Genomic DNA, 13440 nt, shown 5'->3' on the forward strand with positions numbered 1-13440 from the left:
ATTTTTTAGTAAAAAGGCATGTTATTCTGTTCTTCAGACTTTCCGGTAATAGCTTTTGCAAATAACATTACTGGACGTCATCAAGAAAAGTTGTTAGAATAGCTGGCTCTCAACAACATCGTGCTTTCTCAACAGCACATTTTTGGGTTTCGTGGCTCGCGTCAGCGGGTTGTCTCATGCTTCGGCAACGCCGGAGTTTCATCAAGCGTCGGGGAATTCATCCTCGCATTCTGTACCGCCCCATGCGGTAGTCGGCTCGTTCAATGTCCTCCCCGCGGGAAGACCGGACGGGATCATAAAAAATTGTTTGTATGTCGCGCTGACAGGTTCCGGCTATTCCGGTGCGTGCTCGGTGGTCATTCAATATGCATCGCCAGACAAAGTCGGATTTGCGGCCACGGGCCAGGCCCGTGTACGCCGCAGACTTTTTCCGGCCATGCTTATGGAAGGGAAAAAGCATGACAAATCGCTATCGCAATGCCTTGATGGGCGCTGCCGTCACCGTCCTGGCGGTGGCCGCCATCGGCTGGTCGATCGGCCCGGCGGTGATCCGCCAATACCAGGGCGACCTGGTCTACTACACCGGCCGTCACCTGGTGCTGGTGGGGTGGTCGCTGTCGTTGTCGCTGCTGTGCGGCATCCCGGCCGGCATCCTGCTGAGCCGGCCTTACTTTGCCCGCCATGCGGAAAAGTGGATGCAGCTTTTCAACATCGGCAACACCATTCCTTCGATGGCGGTGCTGGCGCTGGCGCTGGCCTTGTTCGGCATTGGCGACAAGCCGGCCATCATCGCCTTGTGGCTGGCGGCGCTGCTGCCCATCGTGCGCAATACCTATGAAGGCTTGAAGCAGGTGTCGCCATCCATGAAAGAGGCGGCGAAAGGCATCGGCATGAAGCCGCTGCAGGTGCTGTTCCGGGTCGAGCTGCCGAACGCTTTGCCGATCATCGTCGGCGGCGTCCGCACCGCGCTGGCGATCATCGTCGGCACCGCGCCCCTGTCGATCCTGATCGGCGGCGAAAGCCTGGGCGGCCTGATCTTTCCTGGCATTTATCTGAACAACCAGGGGCAATTGCTGCTGGGCGCCACCGCCACCGCGGTGCTGGCCTTGCTGCTGGATGCGATCGTCTCTCTGGGCAGCAATGCCTATCTGAGCAAGCGCGGATTGTTGCGCTGATTGCGCTGATCTCTCCCAACCGGACAAGGAAAAACCATATGCAATATCTATCTCAAACCGCATCGCGCATCGCTGCGCTGCTGGCCGTGACGCTCGGCTTCATGGCGCCGGCCGGCGCCGCTGACCTGGTGGTCGGCGGCAAGAACTTCACCGAGCAGCTGATCCTGTCGTCGATGACCCAGCAATACCTGAGCGCCAAAGGCTACACCGTCGATCTCAAGAACGGTCTCGGCACCACCATCATGCGCCAGGCGCTGGAAAGCGGCCAGATCGATATCGTCTGGGATTACACCGGCACCGCGCTGATCGTCTATAACAAAATCGATGAGAAGCTGGGCCAGGACCAATCCTACGAGCGCGTCAAGCAGCTGGACGCCGCCAGGAACCTGATCTGGCTCAAGCCGTCGGCGCTGAACAATACCTACGCCCTGGCGGTACCGCAAAAGCGCGCCGAGGAAGAGGGCTTGAACACGATTGAGGATCTTGCCAACAGGATCAACCAGAGTCATCAGCAGAATCCGGATAAAAAATACCTGATCGGGGTCGACTTTGAATTCGCGTCGCGCCCTGACGGCCTGGAGCCATTGCAAGCTTTGTACGGTTTCGCTTTCGACCGCAGCGAAGTGAAGCAGATGGATGCCGGCCTGGTCTACACCGCCTTGCATAACGAGCAGCTCAATGTCGGCCTGACCTATTCGTCCGACGGCCGGGTGCAGGGTTTCAACCTGAAGCTGCTGGAGGACAGCAAGGGTTTCTTCCCGTTCTACAGCGCCACGCCTATCGTGCGCAAGGAAATCCTCGACGCCAATCCGCAGCTGGCAGAGCAGCTCAACGCGCTGTCAGCCAAGATCGACACCGCCAAGATGACTGAGATGAACAAGAAAGTAGATATCGACCAGTTGCCGATCGCCCAGGTGGCCGCGGATTTCCTGCGCGCCGAAGGCTTGCTATGAGGGGCGCACAATGACATTTTTTAATTACCTGTTAAGCGCCTGGCCGGAAATCCTGCATCTCGCCATCCAGCATCTGATGCTGGTCGGCATAGCGGTGGGCCTGGCGATCCTCATCGGCGTGCCGCTGGGGATCGTGATGATCCGCCATCGCTGGCTGGCCAGTCCGCTGATGGGCCTGGCGACCGTGATCCTGACCTTGCCCTCGATTGCCTTGTTCGGCCTGATGATCCCGCTGTTTTCGCGTTTCGGCCAGGGCCTGGGGCCGCTGCCGGCAATCACCGCGGTGTTCCTGTATTCGCTGCTGCCTATCATGCGCAATACCTATCTGGCGCTGGACGGCATCGAGCATGGTATCAAGGAAGCCGGCATCGGCATCGGCATGACCTTCTGGCAGCGCCTGCGCCTGGTCGATCTGCCTTTATCGGTGCCGGTCATCCTGGGCGGCGTGCGCACCGCGGTCGTCATGAATATCGGCGTGATGGCGGTGGCTGCGATCATCGGCGCCGGCGGCCTGGGCGTGCTGATCCTGCATGCCATCAGCCAAAGCAATATGCAAAAACTCGTTATCGGCGCGGTCCTGATCAGCTTGCTGGCGATTGCCGCCGACCTGCTGCTGCAATGGCTGCAGCGCCTGCTTACACCGAAAGGAATGCAAAAATCATGATTCAACTCGACCAGCTCAGTAAAGTATTCACCCAAAAAGACGGTACTAAAGTGAAGGCGGTGGACCAGGTTGACCTGACGGTTGCCGAAGGCGAGATCTGCGTCTTCCTGGGGCCTTCCGGCTGCGGCAAGACCACCACCCTGAAGATGATCAACCGCTTGATTGCGCCGACCTCCGGCCGCGTCTTGTTGAATGGCGAAGATACAACCGATATCGATGAAGTCAGCTTGCGGCGCCAGATCGGCTATGTGATCCAGCAGGTCGGCCTGTTCCCCAACATGACGATCGAAGAAAATATTACCGTGGTGCCGCGCCTGCTGGGCTGGGACAAGAAGCGTTGCCACGAACGCGCTACTGAACTGATGGCGATGGTTGCGCTCGATCCGAAGCGCTTCCTCAGCCGCTATCCGCGCGAAATGTCGGGCGGCCAGCAGCAGCGCATCGGCGTGATCCGCGCGCTGGCGGCCGATCCCCCGGTGCTGCTGATGGATGAGCCGTTCGGCGCGGTCGATCCGATCAACCGCGAATCGATCCAGAATGAATTCTTCCAGATGCAGCGGGCGCTCAACAAGACCGTCATCATGGTCAGCCACGATATCGACGAAGCCATCAAGCTGGGCGACAAGATCGCCATCTTCCGCGCCGGCAAGCTGGTGCAGGTGGATCATCCGGATACCTTGCTGGCGCGGCCCAAGGATGAGTTCGTTGCTTCTTTCGTCGGCCAGGACGCCACCCTGAAGCGCCTGCTGCTGGTGCGCGCCGGCGATGCCGCCGCCAACTCGGCCACCGTGCTGGAGGACGCCAGCCTGGCGGCGGCCTATGGCGTCATGGATGATAACGACTACCGCTACGTCACCGTGACGAATGCCGCCAATCATGCGCTGGGCTATGTGGCGCGGCGCGATGCGCGCGGCGGGCAGGGCGCCTGCAGCGACAAGATGAAGCCGTTTACGGTCAGCGCCGCACCCGATGAAAATCTGCGCGTGGTGCTGTCCAAGATGTACAAGCACAGCACCAGCTGGATGCCTGTGATCGGCCAGGACAACAGCTACCTCGGTGAAGTTACCCAAGATTCCATCGCCGATTACCTCAGCTCCGGCCGCACGCGCAGCAGGGTGGGCATGTAAGCCCCAAGCGTTGTGGGCAACAAGACCTGTCCGCGCCAAGGCGCGAACGCCGCTGAGCATTTACAATAGACGGTTTTAGCAGCTAACGCCATCAAATACATATGCTTGAGTACTCAAGGTGGTTCAGCGGGGCTAGCGCATGACGGCTGGCGTAATTGCTCTGGTGCTGTGCGCAGCCTTGCTGCATGCTTCATGGAACGCCATGCTGAAAAGCAGCGGCGACCGCCTGTGGGCCATCACCCTGATGACCATAGGCTCCGCGGTAGCCGCCTTGCCGATCGTGCTGTGGGCGCCGCTGCCGGCGGCCGCCAGCTGGCCGTATATCCTGATGTCGGTGGCGCTGCATGCCGGCTACAACCTGTTCCTGGTGCGTGCTTACCGGGCCGGCGATTTCGGCCAGTCATATCCAATCGCGCGCGGCTCCTCGCCCTTGCTGGTGTCGCTGGGAGCGGCATTCTTTGCCGGCGAACAGCTGGGGACCCTGACCCTGATCGGCGTCGCCCTGATCTCAGCCGGCATCGTCAGCCTGGCGCAGATCAAATTCAAACGGAACGGCAACCCCGTTGGCGGCTACCGCCAATGGGATGCGCCCTTGTCGGCATTTACTACAGGCGTGTTCATCGCCGGCTATACCATCGTCGACGGCCTCGGTTCGCGCCTGGCCGGCAGCGCCGCATCTTATGCCGGCTGGATGTTCCTGCTGGATGGCTTGCCCTTGCTGGTGATTTACCTGTCGCTGCATGGCCGGCTGCCGCTGGCGCTGAATACGCGCGCCAGCTGGAATGCGCTGGGCGGCGGCATGATGTCGCTGCTGGCCTATGGCATCGTGATCTGGGCGATTACGCTGGCGCCGATGGGGCCGGTGTCAGCCTTGCGCGAAACCTCGGTGCTGTTTGCGGCATTGATCGCCCGCATGTTCCTGGGGGAGGCTCTGACCCCGCGCCGGTTGTTGTCGTGCGCGGTGATTGCAGTGGGGGCGGTGATGCTGGGATGGGCAGCCTGAAGCGATATTGAGAGCCTGTCCCAATGAAAAAGGCCACTGGAATTCCAGCGGCCTTTTTATTTCTTGCGTTTCTTACGCGGCGATCATGCGATCGCCCGACTTGCCTGGCTGATTAACGATCGCCAAACGAGCGACGCGCGCCGCTGTCGTTGGAACGGTTGCCCTTGTAGCCGCCGCCTTCTTTGCGCGGTGCTGCGCCTGGCTTGCTGAAAGTACGGCCGCCCGGCTTTGCGCCGCCACGGTTGTCGCCTGGTTTCCAGCCGCCTGGCTTGTGGTTCGAGCGTGGCGCCGAAGCGCTGCGCTTTGGTTCGAAGCCTTCAACCACATCGACCGGGATCAATTGCTTGGTGAAACGTTCGATGCGCTTGACGTTGACGCCTTCAGCGTGGTTCACCAGCGATACCGCAACACCGTTACGGCCGGCACGGCCGGTACGGCCGATGCGGTGGACGTAGTCTTCCGGGAATTTCGGCAGGTCGTAGTTGAATACGTGGGTGATCGCAGGAACGTCGATGCCGCGGGCGGCCACGTCGGTAGCAACCAGCACGCGGACTTGACCACGGCGCAGGCTGTCCAGGGTGCGGTTACGCGCGCCTTGGTGCATGTCGCCATGCAGGGCAGCGGCAGCGAAACCGGCGATGTTCAGGCGGTCGGCGATGGTGTCGGCATCACGCTTGGTGGCAGTGAAAACAACTGCCTGGTCCATGGTGACGTCGCGCAGCAGGTGGTCCAGCAGGCGATTCTTGTGCGACAGGTCGTCGACGAAGTGCACCTTCTGTTGGATGTTTTCATGCTTGGTGGCGGAACCGGCGATCTGGATGATCATCGGGTTCTTGGTGATGCGCTTTGCCATGTTGCCGACCACGCCGTCCAGGGTAGCCGAGAACAGCATGGTTTGACGCGATTCAGGCGTAGCGTCGACGATCTTTTCGATGTCGTCGATGAAACCCATGTCCAGCATGCGGTCAGCTTCGTCCAGCACCAGGATCTGCAGTTGCGAGAAATCGATCTTGCCCGATTCCATGTGGTCGATCAGGCGGCCAGGCGTGGCAACCAGGATTTCCGGATTCTTGGCCAGCAGTTGCATCTGCTTTGGATAAGGCATGCCGCCCAGGATCGAGATCGCTTTGACGCGCTTCATGTGCGCACCGTACTTGTCGGTTGCGGTGGTGACTTGCAAAGCCAGTTCGCGGGTCGGCGTCAATACCAGCATCTTAGGCTGCGCCGGCTTGAAACGTGGACGCTCGCCGCGGGAACGGGAGGCTTGCATTTCTTGATTAGGGGTCTTGCCGGCAGCAGGAGCGGCTTGTTGCTCGGAAGCGAATTTGTGCAGCGCAGGCAGCATGAATGCCGCAGTCTTGCCGGAACCGGTTTGCGAGGAAACCAGCAGGTCACGGCCTTCGATAGCGGCAGGGACGGCTTGCTCTTGAACGCCGGTCGGTTTGGTGTAGCCAGCTTCGGTCAGTGCTTTGATAACGGACGTGTGGAGGCCAAGTGATTCAAAAGTCATTTTTCTTCTTTCGTAAAGTGCAGCGTCATAAGCTACAAATAATCGCGCAAACAATCGACCAGGCGATGAATGCAGCGAACGCAAAAAAGCAACGCCAACCAACGAAATGACTAAGAGACAAATACAAAGAAATTTCGGCACAAAAGCTTTGCGCCGGGACGGTGTCAGGATCGACACACAAGGCGGGAGGGCTTTTACAATGCAATGTCCTACAGAGATCAGGACACGCCTAGGCTTGCGCAGCTACATATTATTTTTACAGCAGGTTTTTACAGGGCACCGGAAACTGGATATGATCGTGATGCAGTGCACTGTCTGCGCTCGTTATTGCAACGCAGCACAGAATAATACAATACTTTCGGACTTGGTGCAGCATATTCATGCAATTGCCGGGAATATGTCTTTGATTTGTCGCTATATCGTTGTTTGCCGGTAGTGCGTATTGGTCTTTTGCGGATTCGGATACAATCGAATATTTACTAATCAACAATAGGAGTGCTTGCATGGAAAATAACGATAGCGAACAAAAGGCAGCATTGGGAATCGTCTGGGCCATCGTTGGCGTGGTCGTGGTGGCAATGCTGTTCCTGGCAGGCTACTTTGGCCTTACCTCAGGCAAGGGCGGCAGCAAGCCGGCGACAACGGTGTCGGCGCCCCAGAGTGCGGATGCCCCGGCTGTCGCTAACGTTGCTGCGAGTGCGGAACAGGCTGCTGCAGGCATTCCTGGCGCTGTCAAAATCTTCTTTGAAACAGGCAAGTCCGAAGTGCCTGCCAGCGCAGGCACCGACGTCGCCCCTATCGTCATGTATCTGAAGGCCAATAGCGCCGCGACCGTCGCCGTCTCCGGCTTCCATGACGCCAGCGGCAACGCCGATGTCAACGCCGAAGTGTCGAAAGAGCGCGCCAAAGCAGTGCGCGCCGTACTGGTCGCCGCCGGCGTGGAAGAAAGCCGCGTCGTGTTGGACAAGCCGCAAGTCTCGCTGGGCGGCAACGATGCCGATGCCCGTCGGGTCGAAGTCACTGTGCATCAGTAAAACGCGCAGCACGGTTCCCCAAAAAAAATCCCGGCGTGCATTGCCGGGATTTTTTTCGGCCTCGCGTTCCTGCGCGGCCCTGCGGGGTGCAGGATTACTCGGCGATGCCGCCCACCACGTGCGAGAAGCCGCCATCGACATAGGTGATTTCGCCGGTGATGCCGCTAGACAGGTCGGACAGCAGGAAAGCTGCCGCATTGCCGACATCTTCCACGGTCACGTTGCGGCGAAGCGGCGCGTGCTCGGCGACGAAGCCCAGGATCTTGCCGAAGCCCTTGATGCCGCTGGCGGCCAGGGTCTTGATCGGTCCCGCCGAAATGCCGTTGACGCGGATGCCTTTCGGGCCCAGGGAGCCGGCCAGGTAACGCACGCTGGCTTCCAGCGAGGCCTTGGCCAGGCCCATGGTGTTGTAGTTGGGGACAACCCGTTCCGAACCGAGGTAGGTCAGGGTCAGCAGCGCGGAATTCGGGCGCAGCAGCGGGATCGCCGCTTTGGCCATGGCCGGGAAGCTGTAGGAAGAAATGTCATGCGCGATCTTGAAGCCTTCGCGCGACAAGCCGTCCAGGAAATCGCCGGCAATCGCATCGGCGGGGGCGAAGCCGATGGCGTGCACCAGGCCGTCCAGGTGGTCCCAGGATTTGCCGAGGTCGGCAAACAGCGCATTGATCTGCTCGTCGCTGCCGACGTCGCAGTCGAAAATCAATTCGCTGCCGAATTCTTTCGCAAAATTGGTGATGCGTTCCTTGAAGCGCTCGCCTACATAGGTGAACGCCAGTTCGGCGCCTTCACGTTTGCAGGCTTGTGCGATGCCATAAGCGATCGAACGGTTGGACAGCAAACCAGTGATCAGAATTTTTTTGCCTTGCAGGAATGCCATATTGACTCCAGATGTGCGCGCCGTTTGTAGTGCGGGCGGGGGTGTGCTTGAGGTTGTTAGCGAACAGGGCAAGATTGTAGGGGTTCGGCGGGCTGAGGGCAACTATGTCGCTGCCTGGCCTGAAGTTGCGTTTTCGATAATTCCCAGGTTTTTAAAAAAGACCCGAGGCACTGGCAGGCCAGCGGCAGGGGTCTTTTGGCGGCAGCGCTGAGGATAAATATCAGCTGCGCGAGCCGCGGGATGAAGCCAGAACTACCGGCTTGCCGTTCTTTTTCACGGCGACCTTGGTTTTGCTGCTGCCGCGGCTGGCGGCGGCAGTGTGATAGCGCACGTTATGGCCGGCTTTCTTGCCGCCGGAGCTGGACGCCACCATGCGGTTAGGCACTTGCAGCTGCAGGCTCTGGCCACGGCTGACGCCGTCGTGATGCAGGCCGTTCCAGGCCTTTACCTGGCTGACGCTGACGCGGTAACGCGCGGCGATAGAGGCCAGCGTATCGCGCTTGCCGACCTTGACATAGATGCGGCGGCTTTCCGGCGCATCCGGCGTCACCGCCATGGTGGCGTTGTCGGCGACTTCGGCCGTGATGTCGCTGTTGGCTTCTTCGGTTTTCGGCACCAGGATGGTGGAGCCGGCTTTCAGCAGCATTCTTGGCGGGATGTGGTTGACTTCGCGGATCACGGCCGGCGTGGTGTCGAATTTGGCGGCAATGGTTTCAATCCGCTCGCGCGCGCTGCCGACCGTATGCGAGGTCCAGGAGGACAGCGTGTGGGTCCACTTGGTCAGGTTGTTCTTGAATTTCTCGGCATTGCTTTCCGGCAGCAGGATCTTGGTGTCGGAACTGCCGATGATGACCGGGCGGTTGAACTGCGGGTTGAGGGCCTTGAATTCTTCCAGCGACAATTCCGCCAGCTGCGCAGCGACCTTGACGTCGATGTCGCGGGTCTTGCCGATGGTGACGAAGTAGGGTTGGTTGTCGACCTTGGGCAAGGCGATGTTATACATGTCCGGCGCCGCAATGATGTTCTTGACGGCTTGCAGCTTGGGGACGTAATTGCGGGTTTCGGCCGGCATCAGCGGCGCCAGGCTGTTGAAATCGGTCGGCAGGCCGGCGGCCTGGTTCTTGTTGATGGCGCGCTGTACCGAGCCTTCGCCCCAGTTATAGGCAGCCAGCGCCAGTTGCCAGTCGCCGAACATGCCATACAGTTTTTGCAGGTAGGTCAGGGCAGCGTCGGTCGAGGCCAGAACATCGCGGCGCTCATCCTTGAACATGTTTTGCTTGAGATTGTAGTCGCGTCCGGTGGCGGGCACGAACTGCCACATGCCGGCCGCTTTGGCGCTGGAATAGGCCTCCGGGTTGAACGAAGACTCGATAAACGGCAGCAGCGCCAGTTCGGTCGGCATGCCGCGTTTTTCCAGCTCTTGCACTACGTGAAACAGATAGCGGGAGGCGCGCACCGTGGTGCGTTCAAAATATTCAGGCCGGGCGCTGTAGAAATCGGTCTGGTTGACCACCTGCTGGTTATCCAGGTCCGGGATGCCAAAACCCTTGCGTATGCGTGCCCAGATGTCGATTTGCTCCATGCCAAGCATGCCGGCGCTGGGGTCGTTCGGGTCGATCAGGCTGAAAGTGGGAGTGTAGATGGAAATGTCGTTGGCTTGAGCCAAGAGCGGAGTGCCGAAAAAAGCGAGCGCGGCAAAGGCAAATGTCTTGAGTTTTAGCTGGTACATGGGTTCAATTTATGTGACCGGGATGTCATCGACCGGTAATAATGGATTAGACGCAGTGTACGTAAGGCGGTTTTCCCCCGTCAAGCGGAAATTGCACTATTACATGCGATAAGTGATTGATTTATTAGGTATTACTTTATGGAAATCGATATGCGGAGACTATCTGACGATATCGAACGATCGATCACTACCAATCTTTAGGGCGGGCATCGCGCTTTGCCGGATTATTTGAAATCGTTTTTCCATTCCCGCAGTGCGGCGAAAGCCGCCACCGGTCCGTCTTTTTCAGCGAGGCGGCCGCTGTCTTGCAGGTTGGCAACGATGGTTGGCTGCCGGTAGCGCAGGAACGGATTGGTGGCGTTTTCCAGTGCAATGGTCGACGGCACGGTCGCTTGCTGACGGGCGCGCTTGGCTTGTTCGTTTGCCATGCGTTCAACCAGGCGGACATTGTCCGGCTCGACCGCCAGGGCGAAGCGCAGGTTCGAAATGGTATATTCATGCGCGCAATAGACCAGGGTGTCGCCAGGCAAGCCGCTCAGTTTTGCCAGTGAGGCGACCATCTGCCCGGGGCTGCCTTCAAACAGCCGCCCGCAGCCGCCGGCGAACAGGGTATCGCCGCAAAACAGCCAGGGCAGGCCCTGCGCCACATAGGCGATATGGCCGCTGGTATGGCCCGGCACGTCGAGCACCGACAAGCTCAGTCCCAGCTCCGGAAGGATGGCAGTATCGCCTTCGCGCAGCGGCGTGGTGACGCCGGCGATGGCTTCGCCGGCAGGACCGAACACCGGCACCTTATAATGCTGCAGCAAAGTTTGTACGCCGCCGACATGGTCAGCATGATGATGAGTCAGTAAAATAGCGGCAAGCGCCAGGCCATGCGCAGCAAGTACGGCCAGGATCGGCTGGGCGTCGCCGGGATCGACCACGGCGGCCTTGCGGCCATCGTGAATCAGCCAAAGATAATTGTCGTTAAAAGCCGGCACCGCCAATACACTTAGCGACTTATTTAAAGATTCATCCAGTGATTTATCGAACAAGGCAGGCATGGCAAATCCGTCAGCAGAAAAGTCCATTATAGCGCTCGGCCCCTGGCTGCAGACGCCCACCGGCAGTTACATGCTGGAATGGGAGCAGGCGCGCCTGGATGCGATGACGGCGGATATCTTCGGTTTCAATGCGATGCAGATCGGCGTGCCGCAGATCAAGGCCTTGCAAGCCAATCGCATGCGCCATAAATGGCTGACCGACAGCCGCTTGCCGGCTGCCGGCGAGTCGCAGTCCGGGGTGGTGGTGACCCACGATTTCGCCGAACTGCCATTCGCCTCGCAAAGCCTGGATCTGGTGGTGCTGCCGCATGTGCTGGAATTTGCCGCCGAGCCTCATCAGATCCTGCGCGAGGTGGAGCGGGTGCTGATTCCGGAAGGGCAGGTCATCATCTGCGGTTTCAATCCGGCCAGCCTGTGGGGCATCCGGCAAACAATGGGGCGCATGTCGGGCGCGCATTTCCTGCCGCAGAACGCCGAATTCATCAGCCTGCTGCGGCTGAAGGACTGGCTGAAGCTGCTGAACATGGAGGTCAACCGCGGCCACTTCGGCTGCTATGCGCCGCCGTACACCAGCAGCAAATGGCTGCACCGTTCCGCTTTCATGGAGAAAGCCGGCAACCGCTGGTGGCCGTATTTCGGCGCGGTATATATTGTGCAGGCGATCAAGCGGGTCAAGGGCATGCACCTGATCGGTCCGGCGTTCAGCAAGCAGGCGATCAAGGCAGGACGCGGCGTGCCTGCCACCAACAAGATCCACAAGGCGGATCAGGGCGGCGCGGAGTAAGCGCACAATAAGTACTCAATTAAGCACGCAACCACGGTTTCCAGAGAATGGCCTGCACGGCAGGCTATCCCGATAACAGAGAACAGAGTAATGAAAGACAGCATGGATAAAGTAGAAATTTTTGCCGACGGCGCTTGCAAGGGCAATCCTGGCACCGGCGGCTGGGGTGCGCTGCTGGTAGCCGACGGCAAGGAAAAAGAATTGTTCGGCGGCGAGCGCAACACCACCAACAACCGCATGGAGCTGAAAGCCGTGATCGAGGCGCTGACCGCCTTGACCCGCCCTTGCGAAGTCATCGTCTTTACCGACAGCCAGTACGTGCAAAAAGGCATCAGCGAATGGATACATGGCTGGAAAGCGCGCGGCTGGAAAACCGCGGCGCGCGAACCGGTGAAAAACGTCGACCTGTGGCAGGCGCTGGACGCCGCCCAGGCCCGGCACAAGATCGAATGGCGCTGGGTCAAGGGGCATGCAGGCCATGTGGGCAACGAGCGCGCCGACCAGCTCGCCAATCGCGGCGTCACCACGGTCGTATAAGTGCGCCGAGGGCGCCGGCAGCCCTGCCTGCGCCGTTGTCTCAAGTATTTTTTTGTTAATAATTGTTTGTATTGAAGAGTGACCATGCGACAAATTAAGTCCTTCTATATAGTTAGAAGGATTGTCAACGGTGGGTGCTTTCCCCTATGTACTGCACCTCGAGAGGCTTACAAAATTGCATGTGCTTAACAGTATTGTGTAAACAATGGACATTTTGCAGGCATAACTGTTTACACTTTTGCTGCGCCGCTGGGCAGGGGGAGCATAAAAGTACAGCACCCCAACCCAGGAGGGGCGCACTGAACGCGAGTAAAGCGGCTTAAATTCTCGATCAACCTTGGTCCAGTCCGAGGGGTTCAGTCCACTCCGCAAAGACTTTTAACCACACCTGTTTGTCCGACCAGCGCGCAAAGCGAACATGGACGCTATTTCACAAACCAAATTCCGCAGGCAAATCGCGCCATGGGCAGCCGGTGCGAGCGACCCACAATACAGCTTCAACAAACAATCGATTGTCAACACCTTTTCGACCGCTATCGCCTGGTGTGCCTTGCAGCAGTGGCGCAATCCGTTCCCACTGACCGCCTCGCAAAATAGGTCACATCCTTCGTTCCGCCCAAATTTCAGAATGTAAACACGAACCATAAAAAGTTAACAGGCCTTGGCGGCAACTATGGAAAGATTTCTTTTCGGTATGTCAACACGCCCTAGAGTCTTTATTACTTTTAGGCTTATTGCCCAAAATTGTACAAATCCTTGCGGTCACCCAAACCGACCAGCGGATCGCCAATCTTGATACGCAGGTCTTCGCGCTCATGTTCTGCAAATAGGCTGATCCCGAGCTTCATCATCGTGGGTACTCGCTGCTCTGGCTGATGCCAGAATTTTACCGAATCAGACCAATGGGTGGCGGGCTTTTAGAGGTGGCCCATAGGGCGGCAGACCAGGATGCGGACTGCCTCGATCGCGACTGAAGTTCCCTTTTATCCTCCCGTAAGAGT

General features: G+C 58.8%; 12 protein-coding genes and 1 pseudogene. 8 read left to right on the forward strand and 5 right to left on the reverse strand.

Going from position 1 to position 13440, the window contains the following annotated elements:
• Window positions 1-485: 485 nt before the first annotated feature.
• From KHU30_RS16860 to KHU30_RS16880, 5 genes are all read left to right on the forward strand, one after another.
• A complete protein-coding gene (locus KHU30_RS16860) occupies window positions 486-1175 on the forward strand; it encodes an ABC transporter permease (RefSeq protein ID WP_407928100.1) in 690 nt (229 codons plus the stop codon).
• A gap of 38 nt (window positions 1176-1213) precedes the next feature.
• Entirely contained in the window at window positions 1214-2128 is a 915-nt protein-coding gene (locus KHU30_RS16865; RefSeq protein ID WP_211443782.1) for a glycine betaine ABC transporter substrate-binding protein, read from the forward strand.
• A 10-nt stretch (window positions 2129-2138) separates the two neighbouring features.
• Window positions 2139-2792: an ABC transporter permease gene (locus KHU30_RS16870; protein ID WP_211443783.1), complete on the forward strand. Its 654-nt coding sequence runs from the start codon at window positions 2139-2141 to the stop codon at window positions 2790-2792.
• Entirely contained in the window at window positions 2789-3919 is a 1131-nt protein-coding gene (locus KHU30_RS16875) for an ABC transporter ATP-binding protein (protein WP_211443784.1), read from the forward strand. The genes KHU30_RS16870 and KHU30_RS16875 overlap by 4 nt, the downstream gene beginning before the upstream one ends.
• A 139-nt stretch (window positions 3920-4058) precedes the next feature.
• On the forward strand, window positions 4059-4922 hold the full coding sequence (locus KHU30_RS16880) for a DMT family transporter (RefSeq protein ID WP_211443785.1): 864 nt from the start codon (window positions 4059-4061) through the stop codon (window positions 4920-4922).
• Window positions 4923-5034: 112 nt separating this feature from the next.
• Here KHU30_RS16880 and KHU30_RS16885 read toward each other — a convergent pair whose 3' ends face one another.
• Window positions 5035-6432, reverse strand: coding sequence for a DEAD/DEAH box helicase (locus tag KHU30_RS16885; RefSeq protein WP_211443786.1), 1398 nt, complete (start codon window positions 6430-6432; stop codon window positions 5035-5037).
• A gap of 503 nt (window positions 6433-6935) precedes the next feature.
• Here KHU30_RS16885 and KHU30_RS16890 point away from each other — a divergent pair.
• Window positions 6936-7466: an OmpA family protein gene (locus tag KHU30_RS16890; RefSeq protein ID WP_211443787.1), complete on the forward strand. Its 531-nt coding sequence runs from the start codon at window positions 6936-6938 to the stop codon at window positions 7464-7466.
• Between the two features lie 94 nt (window positions 7467-7560).
• Here KHU30_RS16890 and fabI read toward each other — a convergent pair whose 3' ends face one another.
• From fabI to gloB, 3 genes are all read right to left on the reverse strand, one after another.
• Complete coding sequence (fabI, locus tag KHU30_RS16895) at window positions 7561-8343, reverse strand: enoyl-ACP reductase FabI (protein ID WP_211443788.1); 783 nt, start codon at window positions 8341-8343, stop codon at window positions 7561-7563.
• Window positions 8344-8563: 220 nt separating this feature from the next.
• Window positions 8564-10072 carry a transglycosylase SLT domain-containing protein gene (locus KHU30_RS16900; RefSeq protein WP_211443789.1) on the reverse strand — a complete coding sequence of 503 codons (1509 nt, stop codon included), beginning with the start codon at window positions 10070-10072 and terminating at the stop codon, window positions 8564-8566.
• A gap of 224 nt (window positions 10073-10296) precedes the next feature.
• A complete protein-coding gene (gloB, locus tag KHU30_RS16905) occupies window positions 10297-11118 on the reverse strand; it encodes a hydroxyacylglutathione hydrolase (protein WP_211443790.1) in 822 nt (273 codons plus the stop codon).
• Between gloB and KHU30_RS16910 the strand changes: the two genes are divergently transcribed.
• Both KHU30_RS16910 and rnhA read left to right on the forward strand, forming a co-directional pair.
• Window positions 11117-11902, forward strand: coding sequence for a class I SAM-dependent methyltransferase (locus tag KHU30_RS16910; protein WP_211443791.1), 786 nt, complete (start codon window positions 11117-11119; stop codon window positions 11900-11902). The two genes, gloB and KHU30_RS16910, sit on opposite strands and share 2 nt — an antisense overlap.
• 102 nt (window positions 11903-12004) lie before the next feature.
• Window positions 12005-12439, forward strand: coding sequence for a ribonuclease HI (gene rnhA / locus KHU30_RS16915; protein WP_062117257.1), 435 nt, complete (start codon window positions 12005-12007; stop codon window positions 12437-12439).
• Between the two features lie 367 nt (window positions 12440-12806).
• Here rnhA and KHU30_RS25765 read toward each other — a convergent pair.
• A pseudogene (locus KHU30_RS25765) lies at window positions 12807-13034 on the reverse strand (transposase); the annotation flags it as partial.
• Window positions 13035-13440: the final 406 nt, after the last annotated feature.

The sequence above is a fragment of the Collimonas humicola genome (genome assembly GCF_018304945.1).
GTDB classification, from domain to species: Bacteria; Pseudomonadota; Gammaproteobacteria; order Burkholderiales; family Burkholderiaceae_D; genus Collimonas; species Collimonas humicola.

Coding starts and splice junctions, on each gene's coding strand:
- KHU30_RS16880 (WP_211443785.1), top strand. CDS start 4,059: ATGACGGCTGGCGTAATTGCTCTGGTGCTGTGCGCAGCCTTGCTGCAT.
- KHU30_RS16885 (WP_211443786.1), bottom strand. CDS start 6,432: ATGACTTTTGAATCACTTGGCCTCCACACGTCCGTTATCAAAGCACTG.
- KHU30_RS16870 (WP_211443783.1), top strand. CDS start 2,139: ATGACATTTTTTAATTACCTGTTAAGCGCCTGGCCGGAAATCCTGCAT.
- KHU30_RS16910 (WP_211443791.1), top strand. CDS start 11,117: ATGGCAAATCCGTCAGCAGAAAAGTCCATTATAGCGCTCGGCCCCTGG.
- KHU30_RS16875 (WP_211443784.1), top strand. CDS start 2,789: ATGATTCAACTCGACCAGCTCAGTAAAGTATTCACCCAAAAAGACGGT.
- KHU30_RS16865 (WP_211443782.1), top strand. CDS start 1,214: ATGCAATATCTATCTCAAACCGCATCGCGCATCGCTGCGCTGCTGGCC.
- KHU30_RS16860 (WP_407928100.1), top strand. CDS start 486: ATGGGCGCTGCCGTCACCGTCCTGGCGGTGGCCGCCATCGGCTGGTCG.
- gloB (WP_211443790.1), bottom strand. CDS start 11,118: ATGCCTGCCTTGTTCGATAAATCACTGGATGAATCTTTAAATAAGTCG.
- KHU30_RS16900 (WP_211443789.1), bottom strand. CDS start 10,072: ATGTACCAGCTAAAACTCAAGACATTTGCCTTTGCCGCGCTCGCTTTT.
- rnhA (WP_062117257.1), top strand. CDS start 12,005: ATGGATAAAGTAGAAATTTTTGCCGACGGCGCTTGCAAGGGCAATCCT.
- fabI (WP_211443788.1), bottom strand. CDS start 8,343: ATGGCATTCCTGCAAGGCAAAAAAATTCTGATCACTGGTTTGCTGTCC.
- KHU30_RS16890 (WP_211443787.1), top strand. CDS start 6,936: ATGGAAAATAACGATAGCGAACAAAAGGCAGCATTGGGAATCGTCTGG.